Raw genomic sequence first — 21,317 nt, 5'->3', positions numbered from 1 at the left:
GCGTTGACCCGCACGTGAAGCTCTTCGAACCCACCTCCTTCGGCGCCGTGCGCCTGTCGAACCGCATCGTCATGGCCCCGCTCACGCGCACCCGCGCCGGCGAGCACGGCATCCCCAACGACCTGCTCGTCGAGCACTACCGTCAGCGCGCCGGCCTCGGCATGATCATCACCGAGGGCACCTGGCCCGTGCAGGAAGGCCGCTCCTACCCCGGGCAGCCCGGCATCGAGACCGACGAGCAGATCGCCGGGTGGCGCCGCGTGGCTGACGCCGTGCACGCCGAGGGCGGCACCATCGTGATGCAGCTCATGCACGGTGGCCGTGTCTCGCACCCCGACATCGCGCAGACCCCGCGCATCGTCGGCCCGAGCGCCGTCGCGGCCCCCGGTCAGACGCACCTCGCCGACGGGTCCAAGGCCGACATGCCGGTCCCCCACGAGCTGACCACCGACGAGGTCGCCGAGGTCGTCCAGCAGTTCGCGCAGGCCGCCCGCAACGCGATCGCCGCCGGGCTCGACGGCGTCGAGGTCCACGGCGCCAACGGCTACCTGGTCCACGAGTTCATGTCCCCGGTGTCGAACACCCGCACCGACCAGTACGGCGGCTCCCCCGAGAACCGCGCCCGCTTCGCGATCGAGGTCACCACGGCCGTCGCCGAGGCCGTCGGCGCCGACCGCACGGGCATCCGCCTGTCGCCGGAGCACGGGATCCAGGGCGTCCTCGAGGACGACGCCGTCGAGACCCGCGCCGTCTACACCGCGATCGCCGAGGGCCTCGCGCCGCTCGGACTCGCCCTCATCGACGTCCTGCACGCCGACCCGACGGGCGACCTCGTGCAGCACGTCCGCCGTACCGCGGGCGCACCGTTCATCGTGAACTCGGGCTTCTCCTCGCTCACCACCCGTGACGAGGCCGTCGTGCTGGTCGACACCGACCAGGCGGACGCCGTCGCCGTCGGCCGTGCCGCCATCGCGAACCCGGACCTCGCCTACCGCTGGGAGCAGGACACGGAGCTCAACGAGCCCCGCCCGGAGCTCTTCTACGGCCAGGGCGCCGAGGGCTACACCGACTACCCGACGCTGGCCGACGTGCGCGCGTCGTCCGTCGCGTAGTCAGCACCACGCACGGACGGGAGGCTCCCTGCCAGCTGGCAGGGAGCCTCCCGTCCGTGGGGGGTCGGCGGGTCAGAGGTCGACGCTGGCGAGCGTGAGGCCGCCGTCGTGCAGGCGGACCTGGACGCCTGAGATGTCGGCGCGCGGGATGTCCGTCGTCGCCGCGAGGCCGCGGGCGTCCTCCCCCGCGGCCGTCCACGTGCCGACCGTCTGGGTCCTGCCGTCCGTCCGGACGACCACGAGGTCGTACATCACCGACCCGTCGGCGGCCCAGTCCTTGCCGCCGTAGGAGCAGCCCCAGTCGAATCGGGTGCCCCACGAGGCGTCCTGGACGGCGAGGTCCACCGTGAAGCCCTGCCGTCCGGACATCGCGTACCGGTCGGCACCGGGGACCGCGGTCGTCGTCGGGCCGGCCTGCACGGTGCCGCGGTCGGCTGCGGTCCCGACCGCGAGCCCGCCCAGCACGGCGACCACGACGGCGAGGCCGGCGGTGGCGGCGACCCAGACCCGACGACGGCGCCGACGGTGGCGGACGCGGTGCGCGACGGCGGCGAGGGTGCTCTCGGAGGCCGGGACGAGCCTCCAGTCCGTGTCCGCGATCTCGACCGCCTGGTCGGCCGGGAGCTTCCCGAGCAGTCCGGGCAGCCCGGCGAGCTCGGCGACGGCGTCCGCACAGCGGTCACACGTGGCGAGGTGCCGCTCGTACTCGAGCCGCTCGTCCTGCGGCAGCGCGCCGAGCACGTAGGCGGCGTCCCACTCGGTGTACCGGTCCTCGTTCATCGGGTCACGCCTCGTTCCTGCAGTGCGAGCCGGAGGGCCCGCAGCCCGTAGTGCAGCCGCGACTTCGCGGTGCCCTCGGGGATGTCGTTCCGCCGGGCGATCTCCGGCACGGTGTGGCCGAGCCAGTAGGCGTCGACGACGACCCGCTGGTGCTCGGGCGACAGGGACGTGAGCGCGTCGGCGACCACGATGCGGTCCAGGACGGCATCGGTCCGGTCAGCCTCGACGCGGTCCACGGGGTGCTCGCTGCCGTGCTCCCGCCGGTTCCTGGCCGAACGGGCGTCGTCGACGACCAGGTTCCGCGCCACGGTGAACAGCCACGCGCGGACGCTGTCCGGCGACCGCTCGAGCACCGCCGGGCGCTGCCATGCTCGCACCATCGTCTCCTGGACGACGTCGTCGACGGTCGAGCCGTCCCGCGTCAGATGCCGGACGTACCGGGTGAGCGCGTCACCGTGCTCACGGTGGAGCGTCACGAGCAGTTCGTCGGCGGACCGGCTCGCCACGGTCACCGCGCCAGGTCGAGGGAGAACTCGACGGAGCCCTTCCCGTCCACGGTCACGAAGCCGAGCGAGGGAGCCGTCACGCCGTAGTCGGCGAAGGTGACCGGCACGGAGCCGGCGACCTGCACGGTGCCGCCCTTGCCCACGGCGACCTGGGCGTCGGCGGTCACGGGCTTCTCGACGCCGTGCAGCTCCATCGTCCCGGTCAGGGAGACGTCCTGCGTGGTCCCGGCGAGCGCCTGCGACACGTCGACCGGCTTCGTCACCGTGAAGGTGGCCGTGGGGAACTGGTCCGTCTCGAGGGCCTTCGAGCGGAAGTAGGCGTCGCGGGCTGCCTCGGGCGTGCTGATCTTCGCGACCTGGACGGTCACGGTGGCCTTCCGGAGCTGCCCGCCGTCGACGGTGGCGTCCGCCTCCACCTGCTTCGTCCGTCCGACCACGTTCACATCCTGGCCCTGCAGGACCTCGTGCACCCGGTAGCCGGCGTACGACGTTCCGCGACTGGTCCACGTGCCGTCCGCGTCGGAGGCGTCGAGGGTGGCGGACGAGCTCGGCGCGAGGCTCGGGGCGGCGGCGGCCTGTCCGTTGACGACGTTCGCGTAGATGAGCGGGCCGCCGATCAGCGCGGAGGCGCCGACCACGACGACGCCGGTGGTGATGCCGATGATGACCTTGGTGCGAGTTCGGAGTCCCATACCCGGACGACGAGACAGGGCGGCGGATCGTTCAACGGCGTCCTTCCCGCCCGGGTCGTGTGGCCGTCCGGGCGGTCAGGTCGCGCCGCCGTCCAGGGGGGGGACGCCCGCGTCATCTGGACGCCCTGGCACGGCGCTCGTCGCCGAGCGTCTACCGTGACCGACCGGTCCGGGCGGAGCTGACGCCGGACACGGAGACGGCCCCGTCCCCGTGTCCGGAGCCGAGCCCGTGCCCGGACCCGGACCCGAGGGAGAGGACCCCGATGACCACCACGACGACCGAGGACCACGACGTCCCGGGTGTCCCCGCGACCATCCCGGGCGACGGCGACCAGGACGCGGCACGCACCACCCGACGGCACGTCACGCGGGTGGCGTTCGTCGCGGCCCTCGGCGGCCTGCTGTACGGGTACGACACGGGCGTGATCTCCGGGACGCTGATCGAGATCGGGAAGGAGTTCTCGATCGGGTCCGCCGTGAAGGAGTTCATCACCGCGTCGATCCTGGTCGGGGCGATCCTCGGCGCGTTCCTGACCGGCCCGGTGTCGGCACGCATCGGTCGGCGTCGGACGATCCTGCTGATCGCCGCCGTGTTCACGCTCGGGGTGCTGTTCGCCGCGGTGTCGCCGAGTCCCGTGTTCCTGGTCCTGAGTCGCCTGTTCCTCGGGCTGGCCGTCGGTGGGTCGACGCAGACCATCCCGACGTACATCGCCGAGATCGCCCCGGGGCCGCGGCGCGGGAGCCTCGTGACGGTGTTCAACTGCGCGATCGGCGTCGGGATCCTGTCGGCGGCCCTCGTCGGGGTCGCGCTGAACGGCGTGGTCTCGTGGCGCCTCATGATCGGGGTCGCGGCGGCCCCGGCCATCGTGCTGCTGCTCGGGATGCTGCGGCTGCCGGAGAGCCCGCGCTGGTTCGTCTCGAAGGACCGCATCGGACCGGCCCGGCAGGTGCTGCGGTGGCTCCGCCCGTCCCACGGCGATGCCGAGGACGAGCTGGGCGAGATCCGCCGGCTCGACGACGCCGAACCGGACTCGGGCGCGGGTCAGTGGGCACAGCTCCGGAAGCCGTGGGTGCGTCCCGCGCTGGTGGCCGGACTGATCGTGGCCGCGTTCACGCAGCTGACCGGGCTCGAGATGATGATCTACTACACGCCCACGATCCTGACGGACGCCGGGTTCCCCCACGTGTACTCACTGTGGGCCAACGTCGGCGTGGGTGTCGTCTACCTGGTCATGACGTTCGTCGGATCGCGGATCGTCGACCGCGTCGGACGCCGACGGCTGACCCTGGTCATGCTGCCGGGAGCGGCCCTGAGCATCGGGCTGTTCGGCGCGCTCTTCTTCCTGCAGGACGGCAACCCGTCGCCGGTGCTCACGATCGTGCTGATCCTGTCGTTCATGTTCTTCCAGGCCGGTGGCATCCAGGTCGTCGGCTGGCTCGTCGGGTCGGAGATGTACCCGCTGCGCATCCGTGCGGCGGCCACGAGCCTGCACGCGATGGTGCTGTGGGGCGCGGACCTGCTCGTGACCTCGACCGCCCTCACCATGACCGGGTGGATCGGGCTGGGCGGCACGATGCTCGTCTACGCGGCGCTCAACGTGCTGGGCTGGGTGCTCGTGTTCCTGCGGGTCCCGGAGACGAAGGGGCGATCGCTGGAGCAGATCGAACAGTCGCTGCGGGACGGGACGTTCCTGCCGAGGGCGGGTCAGCGGTCCTGACGGGCGGGCCACGGATCGTCCGCGGGCCGTCGGACCCACGTGGTGGCGCACAGACGACCGAGGTATCGTGCGCAGGCAACGTCGTTGCTGGTCCCGCCTTCACGCATCTCCGCGGCGCCTCTCCCCCCTGGTGCGTAGAGGCGACAGCATCACCACAGTCCGCGATCCCGAATCCCGACCGACCGAGGCCGACGTCGTCCTGACGCAGTACTGGGCGCACGTCACGGCACACGTCCGGTTCATCCTCGACACCCACCCTGTGGGCAGCACGGACGACGTCCGGAGGATCGCCACGCGGTACCTGGAGTCCGCGGCGAAGGTCGTCCCCGCCGGCCTCCGACGCGAGCTCGACGAGCACGAGCCACCGCGCGCGGTCCGCCGAGCGGTCACGTTCATCCAGGCGAACCTGCTCGAGCACGTCACGGCCGTCGACATCGCCGCGGCCGCCGGCTCCTCGCCGCGGGCACTCCAGCTCGCCTTCCGCCGCGCGCTCGACCTGACGCCGATGGAGTACGTGCGTGACGCGCGGCTCACCGCGGCACACGCAGAGCTCCTGGTCGACGGCCGCACGTCGATCGGGCAGATCGCGCTGAAGTGGGGGTTCTCGAACCAGGGTCGGTTCGCCGCGGCCTACCGCGAGCGGTACGGCGAGACGCCCACCCAGACCCGTGGTCGCCTCGAGCACACCCAGGACGGAGGCTCGGAGGCCACGTCCGACACGGAGGCGCTGACGGCCTGACCGGCCTGCTCCCTGGCGTGCCCGTCCGCGGTTCAGCGGCGCATGTCGGGGTCCTGCGTGCGGTCCTCGTCGACGGTGACCTCCTCGTGCCGGAGCACCGCGTCGACCGGGCGGTCCTCGGTGACCGTGTGGACGGTGAGCGTCACGCGCTCGACGGGCACGATCCGCTTCGAGACGACGACCTGTTCCTCGTGCAGGACCACCACGACGGGTTCCCGGGTCGGCGGCGTGCGGTCAGCCGGCAGGGCCGGGCCCTCGGCGAGGGGCTCGCGGACGAGCCGGACCTCCTCACGGCGGACGTCGACGGTGATCGTCCGCTGCTCGGTGACGACGTACCGCTCGAGGCGGACACGCTCGGTCGCGTGCACCTCGGTGCCGACCAGGAGGTGTTCCTCGTGGAGGACCACGGTGGCCTCCCGGTCGTCGTCGCCGGGGGCGGGCTGCGGGACGGGCATGTCGGTCATGGTCTCTCCGATGCTGAGCGGACTCGCTCCGTACGGTACGGGAACGCGCGTCGGCCCCACTCGGGATGAGCGGGGCCGACGCGCAGTGGTGGTGGTCAGCGCGCGCGGTGGGCGCTGCTGGTCGACGACTGACCGGCCTGCTTGGCCGTGTCGGCAGCCTGCTTGGCCTGCTCGGCGACGGACGGCGCGTTCTGCGCATGCTGCTGGATCTTCGGCGCCTCGGACTCGGCCTTCGTCAGGATCGACTCCCAGCGCTGCTGCATCGGCTTGATGAGGCCGCCACCGGCACCGACGATGATCACGCCGGCGACGATGGCGAGGACCGCGATGAGGATCGGGGTCGTGACCGTCGTGGCGATGCCGACCTGGTTCAGCGCGGCGGTGGCCCCGAGGAACAGGATGAACACGGCGGCGACGTTGGCGAGGACCTTGCCGTACGACAGGCCACCGAGGGTGTTCTGGATCAGGCCCTTCACTCCGGCGGCGATCGCGGCGGCGATCACGATGATGATGATCGCGATGATGATCTTCGGCAGGAACCCGATGATCCCCGCGAGCAGGTCACTGACGGGGTTGCGCCCGAAGACACCGAACGCGAACTGGAGCACGAACAGCACCAGCGTGTAGTAGATGATCTTCGACACGATGTCGGAGGCGTCGAGCTTCGAGTTCGCGAGCGCCTTCTTGATGCCGCCGCGCTCGACCGCGCGGTCGAAGCCGACCTTCGTCAGCAGGCGCGACAGGCCCTTCTCGATGAGCTTCGCGACGATGAGGCCGACGACGAGGATGAGCAGGAACAGGAGTGCGAGCGGGACGAACGCGATGACCGCGGCGAGTCCGTTCTGCAGGGCAGCGGGGAAGTTCATGGGGGTGGCCTCTCGGGCGCAGGGCGCATGGCGCGGGGCGTCGCGTGCGGGTGCAGCGAACGGGTGGTGCAGCGTGCAGGGATGCGGGCGACCGGCCGGAGGGTGCCGGCCGGTCGCCCGCCGTCAGTGCCTAGGAGCGGGCGTCACGGTCGACGGCCGAGGTGTCGGTCGTCGTCGTCGTGCCGTCGGTGCCGGGCTCGACGAGCTCGATCTCCTCGTGCGCGACGTCCTCGTTCACCGTCTGCTGCTCGGTGACTGTCTCGGTGCCGAGGCTGACGCGCTCGACTGGGACGGTCTCCTTCGCGGTCACGACGCGCTCCTCGGTGAGGACGACCTCGTGCTCCTCCTCGCTGAGGTCCGGGCCGGCGAGGGCGTCGGCGGCGTTCGCGTCGGTGATCGGCTCGCGGGAGAGCGTGACCTCCTCGTGGCTGACCGGGACGTTCGTGGTGACGTTCTCGGTGACGATGTGCTTCCGCAGGCGTGCACGGCCGGCCTCGACACGCTCGGTGCCGACGTGCAGACGCTCCTCCGAGCGGGTCATCGCGTCGTCGGTGGTCGGACCGGAGGTGTCGTGGCCCTGGGTGCCGTGCTCGTTCGTGCCGTGGTCGTCCACGCGCTGGGCGTCCACGCCACGGTCGGCGTCCTGGTCGTAGAGCGGGGACTCGGCCGGGGCGCCCTGGGAGGCGACGTCGCCGTTGCCGTAGTACGAGTACAGCGCCTGCTCCTCGGACGGGTCGAGCTCGCCGTCGGCGTCGACGCGGGGGGCGTCCTTCACGAAGGCCTTGTCGTGCGTGACGTGCACGGCGCTGCCGTCGAAGGTCGCGTCGTCGAGCGGCGCGAAGGACTCCGAGGTGCCGAACAGGCCGGTGCGGATGGTGACCCAGGTCGGGGCCTGGGTGTCGTTGTCGACGTAGACCTGTCCGACGGTGCCGATCTTGGCGTCGTCGCTGCCGTACACGTCGGCGCCGACGAGCTGGTTGACGGTGCTGCTGTCGATCATGGTGGTGCTCCTTTTCCCCGGGGTGGTCGACCGGGTTCGGTGTGAGGAGAGACGAGGCGGTTGCTCGGGTGGAGCTCGATGGCGCTGTGGGGCAGAGAACACGGACGGGTCCCGTGTGCCGGCACAGGTGCCGCCTCGAGTGACTTACGGTGTAAGCCGTGTCGGAGCTTACAACGTAAGTCGGGCTATCGTGAAGGACTGCGTCCGGCGGACTTCCGGAGGCGCACCGCAGCCGGTGGACGGCAGATCTGTGAGGCACTCCCGTGGCGGAACGCACGAAGGCGAACCGGGCCGGAGCCACCGGTCCCCGACTCAGCCGCGAGCTGATCATCGCGGCGGCGCTGAGCCAGATCGACGAGTCCGGTCCCTCGGGGCTGTCGATGCGGTCCCTCGCCCAGGAGCTCGGCGTCGAGGCCATGTCGCTCTACCGGTACGTGCACGGCAAGGAAGACCTGCTCGAGGGCGTCGTCGCCTCGCTCATGAGCGAGCTCACCGCCCAGCTCGACGAGGCCGAGGGCGACCACTGGCAGGCGTTCCTGCAGACCGTCGCCCACGAGGTCCGCCGCATCGCCACCGACCACCCGAAGGCCTTCCCGCTCGTGGCGACCCGCCACCCCGCTGCCCCGTGGCTGCGCCCGCCACTCCGCAGCGTCGAGGTCGTCAACACCTTCCTCACCGCCCTGACCGAGGCCGGGTTCTCGGACCCCCAGGCGGTCAACGCCTACCGCGCGTTCAGCAGCTTCCTGCTCGGACAGCTCCTGCTGCAGTCCGTGGTCCGCGGCGCCGAGGCCGGACCGGCCGAGGAACCCCTCGACGAGGGCGGCGCCGACATCCCCCAGGGTGACGGCAGCATGTCCCTCGAGGTCGCCCCCGAGGTCCGCCGACTCCGCACCCTGCTCAGCGAGGACCGCAGCGACGAGGAGTTCGAGGTGTCGCTCGAGGCCCTGCTCGACCGCCTCGACCGCGACGTCTCCCAGTAGCTGCGACCCCTCCGTCCGGGTGCGCGTAGCGTCCGGGCCATGAGCGACGACACCACAGGACAGTCAGCACCCGACGGCTCGACCGACGTCAGCGACGAGGAGCGGCAGCGCACCGCCGACCTCGGCGACGGATCGAGCACCGGCAACGCGACCGAGGACCCGCACCAGGACAGCGACGTCGACTCCGGTGGCGAGCCGGCAGCACCCGAGAACGACCAGGCCTGATCCGGTCCGACCACCAGCGGAACGACGCCAGACAACGACGTCAGACAACGACGCCAGACCACGACGCCGGACAACGACGAAGGGCCCCGGCGATGCCGGGGCCCTTCGTCTGTTCGGTGTTGCCTGCTGGTCCGTTGCCGGTCCAGCCCTGTGCGCTCGAAGGGACTCGAACCCCCAACCTTCTGATCCGTAGTCAGATGCTCTATCCATTGAGCTACGAGCGCGTGGCTGCCGAAGCGGCCGTGGAAGACTCTACAACAGGTGCGGCCCCCACGCCAATCGAGCCGGGCTCGACGCCGAGGTCGGCGTGTCGCCCGGCTCGGGGCACCGGTCAGACGGTCGCGAGCTCCTCGCCGAACACCTCGGCCAGGAACACCTGGAGCGCCTGCCACGAGCGGCGGTCGGCGCGCTCCTGATACTGCGCACCGTGGTCGGGAGCGTCGGTCCCAGGGACGGCGAAGGCGTGCATCGCCCCGGCGTACGTGACGACCTGCCAGTCGACCTCGGGCGCCCCGCGCATCTCGTCCTGCCATGCGTGCACGGTCTCGTCGGGCACGACGGGGTCGGCCGCACCGGTGAGCACGAGCAGCTTCGTCCGGATCTGGGCCGCGTCCGAGGGGTCGTGGGCGATCAGGCCGCCGTGGAACGACACCGCGCCGGCGAGGTCGGCACCGGTGCGCGCGAGTTCGAGCGCCGCGGAGCCGCCGAAGCAGTAGCCCATCACGACGATCCGGGAGTGGTCGACGTCGGGGTCCTCGCGGAGCCGGTCGAGGCCCGCCTGCACCCGCGCCCGCATGAGCGGCAGGTCCTGGTAGAACGACCCGGCGATCTCGGCCGCGGTGTCGTCGCCGGGGCGGACGCCCTCGCCGTAGACGTCGGCGCCGAACGCGACGTAGCCGAGGCGCGCGAGCATCGTGACGCGGGCCTCGACGTGCTCGTTCACCCCGTGCCAGTCGTGGATGACGAGCACGGCCGGTCGGGGGCCGGACACCGCGTGGTCCTTCGCGAGGACACCGGCGAGCGTCGTCCCCTCGTGGTCGTAGCGGACGGGCTCGACACGGATGTCGGCTCCGGCGGGTTCGGGAACGGTGGCGAGGACGTCGTCGGTCGTGGTCATGTCACGGACGCTACGCGCCGCCGCCACGGCGCCAGCCGAGCGCAGGGCCGCCGGCCACGACGCCGAGGCCGAGCAACGCCCGTCAGCAGTCGATGTTGTCCCAGCCCTCGGGCCCCTCGGACCCCGCCGCGTAGTCGTCCAGCGGTGTCGTGCCGGCCTTCCACGCCGTGACGAAGGGCTCGACGACCTTCCAGCCCTGCACCGCGCTGTCCCCGCGCACGGAGAGCGTCGCGTCGCCCTCGAGCACACCGGCGAGGACCTCGCCGTACGCACTGAGCCGCCCGGGGTTGAACGTCGTCTCGAGCACGGTGTGGTCGATCGTGTACGGGTCGCCCGGGCCGTTGACGTTCAGCTCGAGGTCCATCTTGTCCGGGGCGATCCAGATGCGGAGCCGGTCGGGTCGCTGCACCCCGGTCAGCCCGTCGGGGACGTGCGGGGAGTCCTTGAACGTGATGACGATCTCGCGCCGCTGGGCACCGAGCGCCTTGCCGGACCGCAGGGTGAAGGGCACACCGGCCCAGCGCCAGTTCGCGATCTCGAGCTGGATCTGCGCGAGCGTCTCGGTGCCGATCGACGGGTCGACGCCGTCCTCGTCCACGTAGGACGGCAGCTGCCGGTCGCCGACGGTCCCCGCCGTGTACCGCGCCCGTCGCCCGGCGGTGAGCGGGTCCCCGCCCCAGGGCCGCACGGCGCGGAGCACGAGTTCCTTCTGCGTGCGGAGGTCGTCGGCGTCGATCGACGCGGGGGCCTCCATCGCCACGACGGCCATGACCTGCAGCAGGTGGCTCTGGATCATGTCGACCAGGGCGCCGGCCTTGTCGTAGTAGCGCGCGCGGCCCTCGAGCCCGAGGGTCTCGTCGTAGACGATGTCGACGCGCTCGACGTGCACGGAGGACAGCAGCGGCTCGATGATGCGGTTCGCGAAGCGCAGCCCGAGCAGGTTCAGCACGGTGGACCGGCCGAGGAAGTGGTCGACGCGGTGGATCCGCGACTCGGGCAGGAACGAGTGCAGCAGGTCGTTGAGGTGCTCGGCGCTCTCGGCGTCGGTGCCGAAGGGCTTCTCGAGCGCCAGGCGGGTGCCGGCCGGCAGCTCGAGGTCCTTGAGGACGGCGCAGCTCTTCTCGGTGACGGCCGGCGGCAGCGCGAAGTAGACGGCCGGGTCGTGGTGGCAGTCCGCGAGCAGGGCCTTCAGGTCGTCGGCGCTGGTGACGTCGGCCTTGCGGTAGCTCGAGGCGTCGACGACGTCCTGGAGCCGCTTCGACAGGGTCGCGGTGCCGCTGGCACCCTCGTCCTCCTCGTTCTTCGACGCCTGTGCGTCTTCGAACGCGTCGTGGACGAGCCGCTTCCAATCGGCGTCCGTGATGTCCTCCACGCCGGCCCCGACGAGCTGGATCTCCCAGTCCTCCTTGACCTCCAGCAGGGTCGCGAGGCCCGGCAGCAGCAGTCGCTTGGACAGGTCCCCGCTCGCGCCGAGGATGAGCAGTGTGGTCTGGAGGCTCGCCATGCCCCAGAACGTACCCACCGGTTCCGGTGCGTGGTCGGCTGGTTCCAATACTGTGGGCGCGACGGCGCGAGGGAGCACGATGACGAATGACGAGACCGGCCGACGCCTGCGTGTGGTCGTCGTGGGCACCGGGATGATCGCCGCGGTGCACGTGCGTGCCGCCAGGGCCGCCGGGGCCGAGGTGCTCGGGGTCCTCGGCCGGACCCCGGAGCGGTCCGTGCAGGTCGCCGCGCAGCTCGACGTCCCCACCGGCTACGCGTCCCTCGACGACGTCATCGCGGACCGGCCCGACGTCGTCCACGTGTGCACGCCGAACGACCAGCACCACCCCCAGGCGCTCGCGGTCATCCGCGCCGGCATCAACGTCGTCTGCGAGAAGCCCCTCGCGGTGTCGAGCGAGCAGGCCCTCGAACTCGAACACGCCGCGCGCGAGGCCGGGGTCGTCGCGACGGTGCCGTTCGTCTACCGCTTCCACCCGATGGTGCGGGAGGTCCGGGCGAAGATCGCCGACGGCGACCTCGGCCGGGTGCTCGCGGTCCACGGCCACTACCTGCAGGACTGGATGCTCGACGAGGACTCCTCCTCGTGGCGGGTCGACGCCGGCGCCGGCGGGATGTCGCGGGCCTTCGCCGACATCGGGTCCCACTGGTGCGACCTGGTCGAGTTCGTCACCGGCGAGCGCTTCGCGTCCGTCAGCGCCGTCACCGACATCGTCTTCCCGACCCGACCGGCCGCGTCGGGGCCGTCCTTCTCCGGCTCCCCCGACCCGGACCCGATCGCCGACGCGAGCACCCGCGCCGAGGTCACGACCGAGGACACCGCGGTCGCCACCTTCCGCACCGCGACCGGTCGCATCGGCAACGTCGTGATCTCGCAGGTGTCCGCCGGCCGGAAGAACCGGCTGTGGTTCGAGGTCGACGGCACCCGCGGCTCGGCGGCGTTCGACCAGGAGGCCCCCGAGTCCGCCTGGTTCGGCAACGAGCGCGGGGCGCAGATCCTGGTCCGCGACCCGTCCCAGGGGTCCGTCGACCAGCGCCGTCTGGCGGTCGTGCCGGCCGGGCACCCGCAGGGCTACCTGGACGCCTTCGCCGCGTTCGTCGCCGACACCTACACGGCGGTCCGCACGGGCGTCGCCCCGGACGGGCTGCCGACGTTCGCCGACGGAGCCCGGTCCGCGCAGATCATCGACGCCGTCGTCGCCAGCGCCGGCGACGACACCTGGAAGGAGATCGCATGAAGCTCGGGATGCTCACCGCGTGCCTGCCCGGCTGGTCGCTCGACCGGATCGCGGAGTTCGCCCAGGGGCAGGGCTACGAGCGGCTCGAGGTCGCCGTCTGGCCCGGCACCGGTGGCCGTGACTTCGAGGCGGCACACCTGCCCGTCGCGACCCTCACCGACGAGGACGCGGCCGCGACCCGGGAGCTGCTCGACCGCACCGGGCTCGAGATCAGCGCCCTCGCCTACTACGAGAACAACCTGCACCAGGACCCCGCCCGTCGCGCGGAGATCCGCGCCCACGTGAAGCACACGATCGACGCCGCCCAGACGCTCGGGGTCCCCTACGTCGGCACGTTCATCGGCCGCGACATGACGAAGTCGGTGCGCGAGAACATGGCCGAGGGCGACCGGGTCCTGCCGGAGCTCGTGGACTACGCCGGCGAGCGCGGCGTGCGGCTCATCATCGAGAACTGCGTGATGGAGGGCTGGCACCCCGACGGCTACCCCGGCAACATCGCCTACTCCCCCGAGCTCTGGGGCTGGGTCACGGGGCTCGGCTTCGGTCTGAACTGGGACCCGTCCCACCTGACGTGGATCGGCATCGACCCCGTCGAGACGATCCTGCCGTTCGCCGAGCACATCGTGCACGCGCAGGCGAAGGACCTCGAGCTCTTCCCCGAGCAGCGGAACGCGTACGGCTTCTTCGGCAAGGTGGACAAGGGCGACGACCCCTGGGACATGGGCTGGTGGCGGTTCCGCGTGCCGGGTCGCGGGGTCGTCGACTGGCCGCACGTGGTGGACCGCCTCTACGAGGCCGGCTTCACCGGCACCCTCTCGGTCGAGCACGAGGACCCGCTCTGGGGCGGCACCGACGAGAAGGTCCTCGAGGGGCTGCGCATCGCGCACCGCACCCTCCGTCCGCTGATCGCGGAAGAGCCGTAGCCGGGAGGCCCGACCCACGTGACCGACGTCGGTCACGTGATCCGAGCCTCCCGTCCGGATCTGCCTGAGGGACACGGTCCCTGGGAGCCGGTCCGCGCGCTCCCGCGCACGCTGGGTGCATGAGCCAGACCGTGAGCGACTTCGTCATCGACCGCATCAAGACGTGGGGCGTCTCGCGCGTCTTCGGGTACCCGGGCGACGGGATCGGCGCCTTCGACGGGGCGCTCGGCAAGGCCGCCGGGAAGGGCGAGGGGCTGGAGTACGTCCGGCCGACGCACGAGGAGATCGCCGCCCTGATGGCGACCGCGCACGCCAAGTTCACCGGCGAGGTCGGGGTCTGTGTCGCGACGTCGAGCCCCGGCGCGTTCCACCTGCTGAACGGGCTGTACGACGCGCAGATGGACAACCAGCCCGTCGTCGCGATCGTCGGCCAGCAGGGGCTCGCGTCGATCGGGTCGTTCACGCAGCAGGAGTCGAACCTCGAGCGGGTCTTCGCCGACGTCGCCTGCTACGTGCAGACCGTCGCCACCCCGGAGGCCGTGGGGGTCGTCCTCGACACCGCGTTCCGCACCGCGTCGCTCCGGAAGCAGCCGGCCGTGGTGATCCTGCCGCACGACGTGCAGGCGATGTCCTACGACGCCCCGCCGCTGGAGCACTGGGCATCCCGGTCGAGCGACGTGCCGGCCTCGACACGGATCACACCGCCCGCCGACGAGATCCAGAGGATGGCGGACATCATCAACGCCGGGTCGAAGGTGACGTTCCTGGTCGGTGCCGGTGCACGCGGCGCCACCGACCAGGTGCTCGCCGCCGCCGAGAAGGCCGGCGCCGGCATCATCACGGCGCTCCGCGGCAAGGACGTGATCCCCTCCGACGTGCCGTACCACTCGCAGCAGCTCGGCCTGCTCGGGTCGCTGCCGTCGCTGCACCAGATCCGCGACTGCGACACGCTCGTGCTGCTCGGGACGAACTACCCCTACGGCGAGTACATGCCGAAGAGCGGGCAGGCGCGGGGCATCCAGGTCGACATCAAGGCGGAGCAGCTCGGGCTGCGCTACCCGACCGAGCTGAACCTGTGGGGTGACGTCGGCTCGACCCTCGACGCGGTGCTGCCGCTGCTCGAGCAGACGGACGACACCTCCTTCCAGGACACCGTCGCGTCGGAGATGCGCGAGTGGGAGTCCGAGATGCGGGCGCAGGCCGAGGTCGAGTACTCCGACGGCGTGAACCCCCGGCGGGTGATCCAGGCCGTGAACGACCGGCTGCCCGAGGGCGTCACCGTGACCGCGGACGCCGGCACCACGGCGGACTGGTACGGCCACCACATCCGGCTGCGGAAGGGCATGCGCGGTGACATGTCCGGACGCCTGGCGACGATGCTCGCGGCGATGCCGTACGCCGTCGCCGCGAAGTTCGCGTTCCCCGACCGTCCGGCCGTCTGCACGATCGGCGACGGCGCGTTCCAGATGCTCGGCATGAACGAGCTCATCACCGTGAAGAAGTACATGGCGGCCTGGCCGAACCAACAGCTCGTCGTGGTCGTCATACACAACGACGACCTCGGGCAGGTCTCGTGGGAGATGCGGACCGAGGACGGCAACCCGATGTGGCCGGGCTCGCAGGACGTCGAGACGATGGACTACGCCGGGTACGCGACGCTGCTCGGCTTCCAGGGCATCGCGGTGCACGAGGACTCCGAGGTGGACGCCGCCGTCGAGCGGGCCTTCGCGCACCAGGGCGTGACGCTCATCGACGCCTACGTCAGCCGGAACGTGCCGCCGCTGCCACCGCACATCACCAAGGAGTACGCGATCAACACCGCCAAGAGCCTGCTGAAGGGCGACCCGGTGGAGCTCGGCGTGGTGAAGGACTCGGCGAAGGCGATGGCGGCGGAGGTCACCGAGCGGGTGAAGGGAGCGCTCGGACGGGACTGACCGGGCCCGCTGTGTGAACACCGTGTGACGGTAGCGAGGGACCTCTGGCGCGTCGCCTGTACGTCCTCGTAGGTTCGACGGCGATGAACGCACACTCCTCCCTCCGCAAGCGCGCTGCCCGCTCGGGCGCCGCACTCGTCACGGCCGGTGTCCTCGTCGCCCTGTCCGTCCCGTCGGTGGCCTCGGCCGCCGAGGGCGACACGACGATCGACGTCTACGACGTGAACGACTTCCACGGCCGCATCGCCCAGTCCCTCAGCACGCCGCCCCGCTCCGGCGACGCCGCCGGTGCCGCGGTGCTCGCCGGTGCCCTCGACCAGCTCCGGGGCGACGACCCCTCCACCTCCGCGTTCGTGAGCGCCGGCGACAACATCGGCGCCTCCACGTTCGAGTCCTTCATCCAGCAGGACCAGCCCACGATCGACGTCCTCAACGCGATGGACCTCTCCGTCAGCGCGATCGGCAACCACGAGCTCGACAAGGGCCGCGCCGACCTGCAGGACCGCGTGATCGGGCCGGACGACGCCCGCAACGCGCAGTGGGACTACATCTCCGCGAACATCCTCGACCGGGCGACCGGCGAGCCCGCGTTCGACCCGTACTCGATCCAGGAGATCAGCGGCAAGCGCGTCGGCTTCATCGGCGCGACCGTCGACCTCACCGGACTCGTCAGCCCCGACGGCATCGCGTCGCTCGAGATGGCCGACATCACCGACTCCGTCAACGCCGTCGCCACCGACCTGCTCGACGGCGACGCGGCGAACGGCGAGGCCGACGTCCTGGTCCTCATCGTCCACGACGGCGCCGAGACCGCCGCCGCGAGCGACCTCGACGGCGACAGCGCCTTCGCGCGGGCCGTGCACGGCGTGACCCCCGACGTGTCCGCCATCCTCTCCGGGCACACGCACCAGACCTACGTGCACGACGTGGTCCCGGACGGCGGCACGGTCCCCCGCCCGGTGATCCAGACCGGGTCGTACGGCTTCAACCTCGGGCACCTCCAGCTCACCGTCGCCGCCGACGGCAGCGTCTCCGCGACCGGCGAGAACATCCGCCTGGTCGACGGCACCTTCGCCCCGGACGCCGGCGTCGCCGCGACCGTCTCCGCCGCGGTGGCCGAGGCCGACGTCCTGGGCGCCGTGGAGCTCGGCACCACCGACGTCGACATGCGCCGCGCCGTGCAGACCGACGGCAGCGAGAACCGTGGTGGCGAGTCCACGCTCGGCAACTTCGTCGCCGAGGTCCAGCGCACCGCCACCGCGGACCGCCAGGGGTCCCAGATCGCGTTCATGAACCCCGGTGGGCTCCGCGCCGACCTCCTCGGTGGCACCGTCACCTACAAGGAGGCGGCGCTCGTCCAGCCGTTCGCGAACACCCTCGTCGTGCTCGACCTGACCGGCGCGCAGGTCAAGCAGGCGCTCGAGCAGCAGTGGCAGCCCCCGTCGGCCACCGGTCGTCCGTTCCTGAAGCTCGGCGTCTCCGAGGGCTTCACCTACACCTACGACCCCGCAGCCGCGAAGGGCTCCCGCATCACCTCGATGACGCTCGACGGTGCCGCGATCGACCCCGCGACGACGTACAAGGTCACGGTGAACTCGTTCCTGGCGTCGGGAGGCGACAACTTCACCGCCTTCGCGGGTGCCGCCGCCAAGCAGGACAGCGGCACGGTCGACCTCGAGGCGCAGGTCGAGTACTTCGAGGCGAACCCCGACGTGACCGTGGCCGACGACCAGCGTGCCGTCGGTGTCACGATCACCCCGACCCCGGCCGGCGGCTTCCAGCCCGGTGACCGTGTGTCGTTGGCGCTCTCCTCGCTGCTGTTCAGCAGCGCGGCCGATCGGCCCACCTCGGTGCAGGTCAGCGCGGGCGACCAGGTGCTCGCCACGGCGGACATCGACCCGACGATCGTCGACACGACCGACGAGCAGGGTCGTGCGACGCTGGCGTTCGACGTGCCCGCGGCTGTTGCTCCGGCGGCCCGTGCGGCCGTTGCTGCCGCCGCCGTCACGACCGACGAGCCCCTCGTGGTGACCGTCGGCGCGACGCGGATCGTCCTGCCGGTCACGATCCCGCTCGCCGTGGCCGTGGACCCGACCGACCCGACCGACCCGGGCGCCCCCGGCGACCCTGGGACGGACCCGACGGACCCGACCGACCCGGGCAGGCCGGGGACCGACCCGGGCGCTCCGGGGACCCCGGGTGACCCGGGCGCTCCTGGCGCTCCTGGCATCGACCCCGTGGTCGATGACGGCACGGGTCCCGTGGGTGCCCCGACCGCAGCCGACGGTTCGCTGGCGTACACCGGTGCCGAGCTCCTGGCGCCCGCGGCTGCCGCTGGGCTGCTGCTCCTCGCTGGCATCACCGCGATGGTGATCGCCCGCCGCCGACGCCTGCAGCGCTGACCCTGACGGGGGTGTCCCGCTGAGCGCCGGAGCAGTCCGGGTCAGCGAAACACCCCTGTCTGTGCGAGACACCCGCCGCCGGTCGAGACGCCGCCGAAAACTGCGGCGTCTCGACACTCGGGAGGCGTCCCACGCAGACACCGGCGTCTCGATGTGACACGGGGGCGTCTCATCGCCACGACCACGGCCGACCACCAGCAACATCGCCACCACCACGACGACCACCGCCACGAGCACGACCACTGCCCCGGGCACGACCGCGGCCGGACGCTCGCGTGATGACGACGTCTCTGGCGCGGGACGCCGCGACGCGTGCCGGACACCCCCTGTGTTTTCGAGGCTCCGGCGGGTAATCTCAGCCCTGTCGCACAGCGACGCGCCGCGCCGGGTCGCCTCTCACGTCGGACGGTGGTTCCGCCCGGCAAGACTCCGCGGCGCGGGTGTCCTCCGTCTCCAGGGAAACGACGGAGGGCACCCTTCCACGTCCTGGTCGTGACGGATCCGGTTCGTCACCGCCGACGTCCACGAACCGGATCCGTCATCGCCGAATCCGAGAAGTCACTCCCGGCAGCGGCACCACGACACCGCGGCACCGCGACACCGCGACACCGCGAAGACCTCAGCGGAACAGCTGCTCGCCGATGTACGACCCCTTCCGGGGCGCCGGCGGCACCGCGAACACCGCGGACCCGATGTGAGCCACGTAGTCGTTCAGCCGGTCGACCGCACCCAGGCGACGCTGGATCCGCGTGAAGTGGTCCGGGTCGTTGACGTACGCGGCGAAGAGCAGCCCGGCGTCGAGCTGGCCGTACCGGTTCAGCCCGTCCGTGTAGTTGTACGGGCGCCGGAGGATCTTCACCCCGTCGTTGTTCTCGTGCGCCGCGAGTGCCACGTGCGAGGTCGGGTCGATCTTCGTCCCGCCAGCAGAAGCCCGCGCGTGGAAGTCCGGCGTCGTGTGCTCCGTGCCGCCGGACAGGGGCGCACCCTCGATCTTCGTCCGCCCGAACACCCGCTGCTGGTCGCTGACGACGTCGGCGTCCCAGATCTCGATGTTCATCTGCACCTTGCGCACGACCTGGTACGTCCCACCGGCCATCCACCCCGAGGAGCGGTCGAGCCACACGAAGCGGTCGTAGTCCTCGTCGGTGGTGATGTTGCGGGTGCCGTCCTTGAAGCCCATCAGGTTGCGCGGGGTCGTCTGCGACGGGCCGGCCGACGCGCGCCCGAACCCGAGCACGGTCCACCGCACGGTCGCAGTTCCCCGTGCGATGCGCGCCAGGTCGCGGACAGCGTGGTACGCCACCTGCGGGTCGTCGGCGCACGCTTGCAGGGACAGGTCGCCCCCGCTCAGCTCGTCCTGCAGCCGGTCACTCGGCAGCGCGGGGATGTCCGCGAGCTTCGCCGGACGCTGCGACGCCAGGCCGAAGCGCTCGTCGAACACCCCTGGCCCGAGTCCGACCGTGACGGTGAGCGACGCGGGCCCGAGGTCGAGCGCCTCGCCGGTGTCCGCCCCGACGCCGTTGCCGTGCGCGGGCTCGACGGAGCCCACGGTCTCGCCGGCCTGGAGCTGGGCGATCGACGCCGACCAGCGGGCGAGCAGCACCTGCAGGTCGGTGGCGACCGAGGTGGACAGGTCGAAGGTCATGAAGACGCAGTGCCGCTGCGGGACCGTGCGGATCCCGCCCTGCGGCTGCCGTGCCGCCGTTGCGTAGAACGGGTGGCTGGTCGACAGGTCGATGGACTCGTCGCCGTTCGCGGCCGCGGGGAACGGGTTGACCCCGGTGGCCGCAGCAGCTCCGGCGATGCCCGCCGCCGCGCCGACACCGGCGCCGGCAGCTGCGAGCCCGACGCCGAGCAGCCCCCGCCGGGAGACGCCCTCGCTCACGCGGTGGCGACCTTCTCGGCCAGGCGGGAGAGCGGGTCCTGCAGTGCCTGCACGCGCTGCGAGACCGCGTTCGCGTGCTCGGACTTCGTCGCGTCGGTCCAGCTGTCGAACCCACCGAGGTCGTTCGCGTTCCGGAAGCCGTCCATCATCGTGTTCGTCGTGTCGAACTGCGCCGCGATCTGCTTCGTCAGCGTCGGGTCGGTCTTCGTCAGGCCCGGCTTGAGGTAGGCGAAGGCCTGTCGCGCACCCTCGACGTTGGCGGCGAGGTCGACGAGGTCGATGTGGCTGTACGCCTCTTCCTCGCCGGTGATCTTGTTCGACTGGACCTCCTCGAGCAGGCCGGCGGCACCGTTGGCGAGGTCCTCCGGCTTGTAGTCGAGGGTCGGGACGAGCTTCGCGAGGAGCTCGACGTTCGTGGTCAGGTCGCCGGCGAGGTCCTTCGTGGACGCGGTGATCGCGCCCCGCTCGAACAGGTCGCGCTCGACGGCGTGGAACCCGCTCCACCCGACGGCCGGGTCGAGGTTCGACGCGCGCATGTCGATGAGGTAGTCCAGGTTGCCGGCGTTGTCGGTGGCCTTGAAGCCCTTCTTCACGAAGCCGTCGACGTCGCTCTCCACGTGCTCGTAGTACGGCCGCGCCTCGGCGTAGTCACGCTTGGCGGCCTCGAGGTCACCCGCGTCGACGTCGGTCTGCAGCTGCTTCACCGCGGTCACCATGTCGCTGACCTGGGCGTCCACGTACTTCGAGTACCCGGTGGCGCCGTCCTTCAGGAGCGACGCCGCACTGCTGCCCTTGGTCGACGTGACCGTGCCGGTGACGGTGAGGTCCGTCATCTCCTGCTCGGCGCCGGGGCAGTACACCTGGTACTTCCCACCACCGAGCGTGCTCGTGAACGACACCGGGGCGAGGCCGGGCGCGAGGTTCTCCTTCTCGCCGAAGATCCGCTGGTCCTGCAGCAGCTCGACCTCGGTGATCGCGGTCGACGACTCGTTCTTCACGGTGAAGGTCACGGGGCCCGCCGGCACCTTCGTGGTGGACACGGCGCAGGCGTCCGAGCCGTCGTTCGTCAGGGTGATCGACACCCGGGCGACTTTCCCGGAGTCGGTGGCGTCGTCCGTCGCGGACGACGAGGTGGACGCGCACCCGGTGAGGGCGAGCGCGGCCACGGCGCCGAGGGCGCCCAGGGTGATCAGGGGTCGTGCGGTCTGCTTACCGAACGGCATGGGCGGTGCT

At 71.5% G+C, this 21,317-nt stretch carries 19 protein-coding genes and 1 tRNA gene; 9 read left to right on the top strand and 11 right to left on the bottom strand.

Features of this window, described 5'->3' with window-relative positions; all coding sequences use genetic code 11:
* Nucleotides 1–14: 14 nt before the first annotated feature.
* Nucleotides 15–1,112, top strand: coding sequence for an alkene reductase (locus OXR63_RS17075; protein ID WP_267425271.1), 1,098 nt, complete (start codon nucleotides 15–17; stop codon nucleotides 1,110–1,112).
* Between the two features lie 72 nt (nucleotides 1,113–1,184).
* On the opposite strand, the gene OXR63_RS17070 is transcribed toward OXR63_RS17075, so the two are convergent.
* The 3 genes from OXR63_RS17070 to OXR63_RS17060 are packed head-to-tail and all read right to left on the bottom strand — an operon-like array spanning nucleotide 1,185 to nucleotide 3,090.
* Nucleotides 1,185–1,892 (bottom strand): anti-sigma factor family protein, encoded by a 708-nt coding sequence (locus OXR63_RS17070; protein ID WP_267425270.1) that lies wholly within the window; start codon nucleotides 1,890–1,892, stop codon nucleotides 1,185–1,187.
* On the bottom strand, nucleotides 1,889–2,368 hold the full coding sequence (locus tag OXR63_RS17065; RefSeq protein ID WP_267425269.1) for a sigma-70 family RNA polymerase sigma factor: 480 nt from the start codon (nucleotides 2,366–2,368) through the stop codon (nucleotides 1,889–1,891). Before OXR63_RS17065 ends, OXR63_RS17070 begins: the two co-directional genes overlap by 4 nt.
* A gap of 32 nt (nucleotides 2,369–2,400) precedes the next feature.
* Nucleotides 2,401–3,090: a YceI family protein gene (locus tag OXR63_RS17060; RefSeq protein WP_267425268.1), complete on the bottom strand. Its 690-nt coding sequence runs from the start codon at nucleotides 3,088–3,090 to the stop codon at nucleotides 2,401–2,403.
* 263 nt (nucleotides 3,091–3,353) lie between these two features.
* Here OXR63_RS17060 and OXR63_RS17055 point away from each other — a divergent pair, with 263 nt between their 5' ends.
* Nucleotides 3,354–4,808, top strand: coding sequence for a sugar porter family MFS transporter (locus OXR63_RS17055; protein ID WP_267425267.1), 1,455 nt, complete (start codon nucleotides 3,354–3,356; stop codon nucleotides 4,806–4,808).
* 130 nt (nucleotides 4,809–4,938) lie between these two features.
* Nucleotides 4,939–5,547 (top strand): helix-turn-helix transcriptional regulator, encoded by a 609-nt coding sequence (locus OXR63_RS18500; protein WP_267425265.1) that lies wholly within the window; start codon nucleotides 4,939–4,941, stop codon nucleotides 5,545–5,547.
* Nucleotides 5,548–5,579: 32 nt separating this feature from the next.
* Here the strand turns inward: OXR63_RS18500 and OXR63_RS17045 are convergent, their stop codons facing one another.
* The 3 genes from OXR63_RS17045 to OXR63_RS17035 all read right to left on the bottom strand — a co-directional run bounded on the left by OXR63_RS17045 (nucleotide 5,580) and on the right by OXR63_RS17035 (nucleotide 7,877).
* Nucleotides 5,580–6,011 (bottom strand): YsnF/AvaK domain-containing protein, encoded by a 432-nt coding sequence (locus OXR63_RS17045; protein ID WP_267425263.1) that lies wholly within the window; start codon nucleotides 6,009–6,011, stop codon nucleotides 5,580–5,582.
* 95 nt (nucleotides 6,012–6,106) lie between these two features.
* Nucleotides 6,107–6,877 (bottom strand): mechanosensitive ion channel family protein, encoded by a 771-nt coding sequence (locus tag OXR63_RS17040; RefSeq protein ID WP_267425262.1) that lies wholly within the window; start codon nucleotides 6,875–6,877, stop codon nucleotides 6,107–6,109.
* A 130-nt stretch (nucleotides 6,878–7,007) separates the two neighbouring features.
* Nucleotides 7,008–7,877, bottom strand: coding sequence for a PRC and DUF2382 domain-containing protein (locus tag OXR63_RS17035; RefSeq protein WP_267425260.1), 870 nt, complete (start codon nucleotides 7,875–7,877; stop codon nucleotides 7,008–7,010).
* 263 nt (nucleotides 7,878–8,140) lie between these two features.
* Here OXR63_RS17035 and OXR63_RS17030 point away from each other — a divergent pair, with 263 nt between their 5' ends.
* Nucleotides 8,141–8,857, top strand: coding sequence for a TetR/AcrR family transcriptional regulator C-terminal domain-containing protein (locus OXR63_RS17030; RefSeq protein ID WP_267425259.1), 717 nt, complete (start codon nucleotides 8,141–8,143; stop codon nucleotides 8,855–8,857).
* Between the two features lie 39 nt (nucleotides 8,858–8,896).
* Entirely contained in the window at nucleotides 8,897–9,082 is a 186-nt protein-coding gene (locus tag OXR63_RS17025; protein ID WP_194661695.1) for a hypothetical protein, read from the top strand.
* Between the two features lie 151 nt (nucleotides 9,083–9,233).
* On the opposite strand, the gene OXR63_RS17020 is transcribed toward OXR63_RS17025, so the two are convergent.
* From OXR63_RS17020 to OXR63_RS17010, 3 genes are all read right to left on the bottom strand, one after another.
* Nucleotides 9,234–9,306 (bottom strand) — tRNA-Arg (locus tag OXR63_RS17020).
* Between the two features lie 107 nt (nucleotides 9,307–9,413).
* The gene (locus OXR63_RS17015) at nucleotides 9,414–10,199 is read right to left on the bottom strand and encodes a dienelactone hydrolase family protein (RefSeq protein WP_267425257.1); all 786 of its coding nucleotides are present in this window, start codon (nucleotides 10,197–10,199) and stop codon (nucleotides 9,414–9,416) included.
* Between the two features lie 82 nt (nucleotides 10,200–10,281).
* The gene (locus OXR63_RS17010; protein WP_267425255.1) at nucleotides 10,282–11,703 is read right to left on the bottom strand and encodes a glucose-6-phosphate dehydrogenase; all 1,422 of its coding nucleotides are present in this window, start codon (nucleotides 11,701–11,703) and stop codon (nucleotides 10,282–10,284) included.
* 79 nt (nucleotides 11,704–11,782) lie between these two features.
* Here OXR63_RS17010 and OXR63_RS17005 point away from each other — a divergent pair, with 79 nt between their 5' ends.
* From OXR63_RS17005 to OXR63_RS16990, 4 genes are all read left to right on the top strand, one after another.
* Nucleotides 11,783–12,940, top strand: a complete 1,158-nt coding sequence (locus OXR63_RS17005) for a Gfo/Idh/MocA family protein (RefSeq protein ID WP_267425254.1) — start codon at nucleotides 11,783–11,785, stop codon at nucleotides 12,938–12,940.
* Nucleotides 12,937–13,863, top strand: a complete 927-nt coding sequence (locus OXR63_RS17000; RefSeq protein ID WP_267425252.1) for a sugar phosphate isomerase/epimerase family protein — start codon at nucleotides 12,937–12,939, stop codon at nucleotides 13,861–13,863. The genes OXR63_RS17005 and OXR63_RS17000 overlap by 4 nt, the downstream gene beginning before the upstream one ends.
* A 119-nt stretch (nucleotides 13,864–13,982) precedes the next feature.
* Entirely contained in the window at nucleotides 13,983–15,797 is a 1,815-nt protein-coding gene (locus tag OXR63_RS16995) for a thiamine pyrophosphate-requiring protein (protein ID WP_267425250.1), read from the top strand.
* An 83-nt stretch (nucleotides 15,798–15,880) separates the two neighbouring features.
* On the top strand, nucleotides 15,881–18,199 hold the full coding sequence (locus OXR63_RS16990) for a 5'-nucleotidase C-terminal domain-containing protein (protein ID WP_267425247.1): 2,319 nt from the start codon (nucleotides 15,881–15,883) through the stop codon (nucleotides 18,197–18,199).
* Between the two features lie 619 nt (nucleotides 18,200–18,818).
* On the opposite strand, the gene OXR63_RS16985 is transcribed toward OXR63_RS16990, so the two are convergent.
* Nucleotides 18,819–20,084, bottom strand: a complete 1,266-nt coding sequence (locus OXR63_RS16985) for a Dyp-type peroxidase (RefSeq protein ID WP_267425246.1) — start codon at nucleotides 20,082–20,084, stop codon at nucleotides 18,819–18,821.
* Nucleotides 20,081–21,317 (bottom strand): iron uptake system protein EfeO (gene efeO, locus OXR63_RS16980; RefSeq protein WP_267425245.1); only part of this gene is annotated, 1,237 nt, incomplete at its 5' end. The genes efeO and OXR63_RS16985, both read right to left, overlap by 4 nt.

Source organism: Curtobacterium sp. GC_Cur_3 (assembly GCF_026544205.1).
GTDB lineage: Bacteria > Actinomycetota > Actinomycetes > Actinomycetales > Microbacteriaceae > Curtobacterium.
The sequence above is the reverse complement of the archived record's forward strand: the minus strand, read 5'-3'. Positions and strand labels throughout refer to the sequence as shown.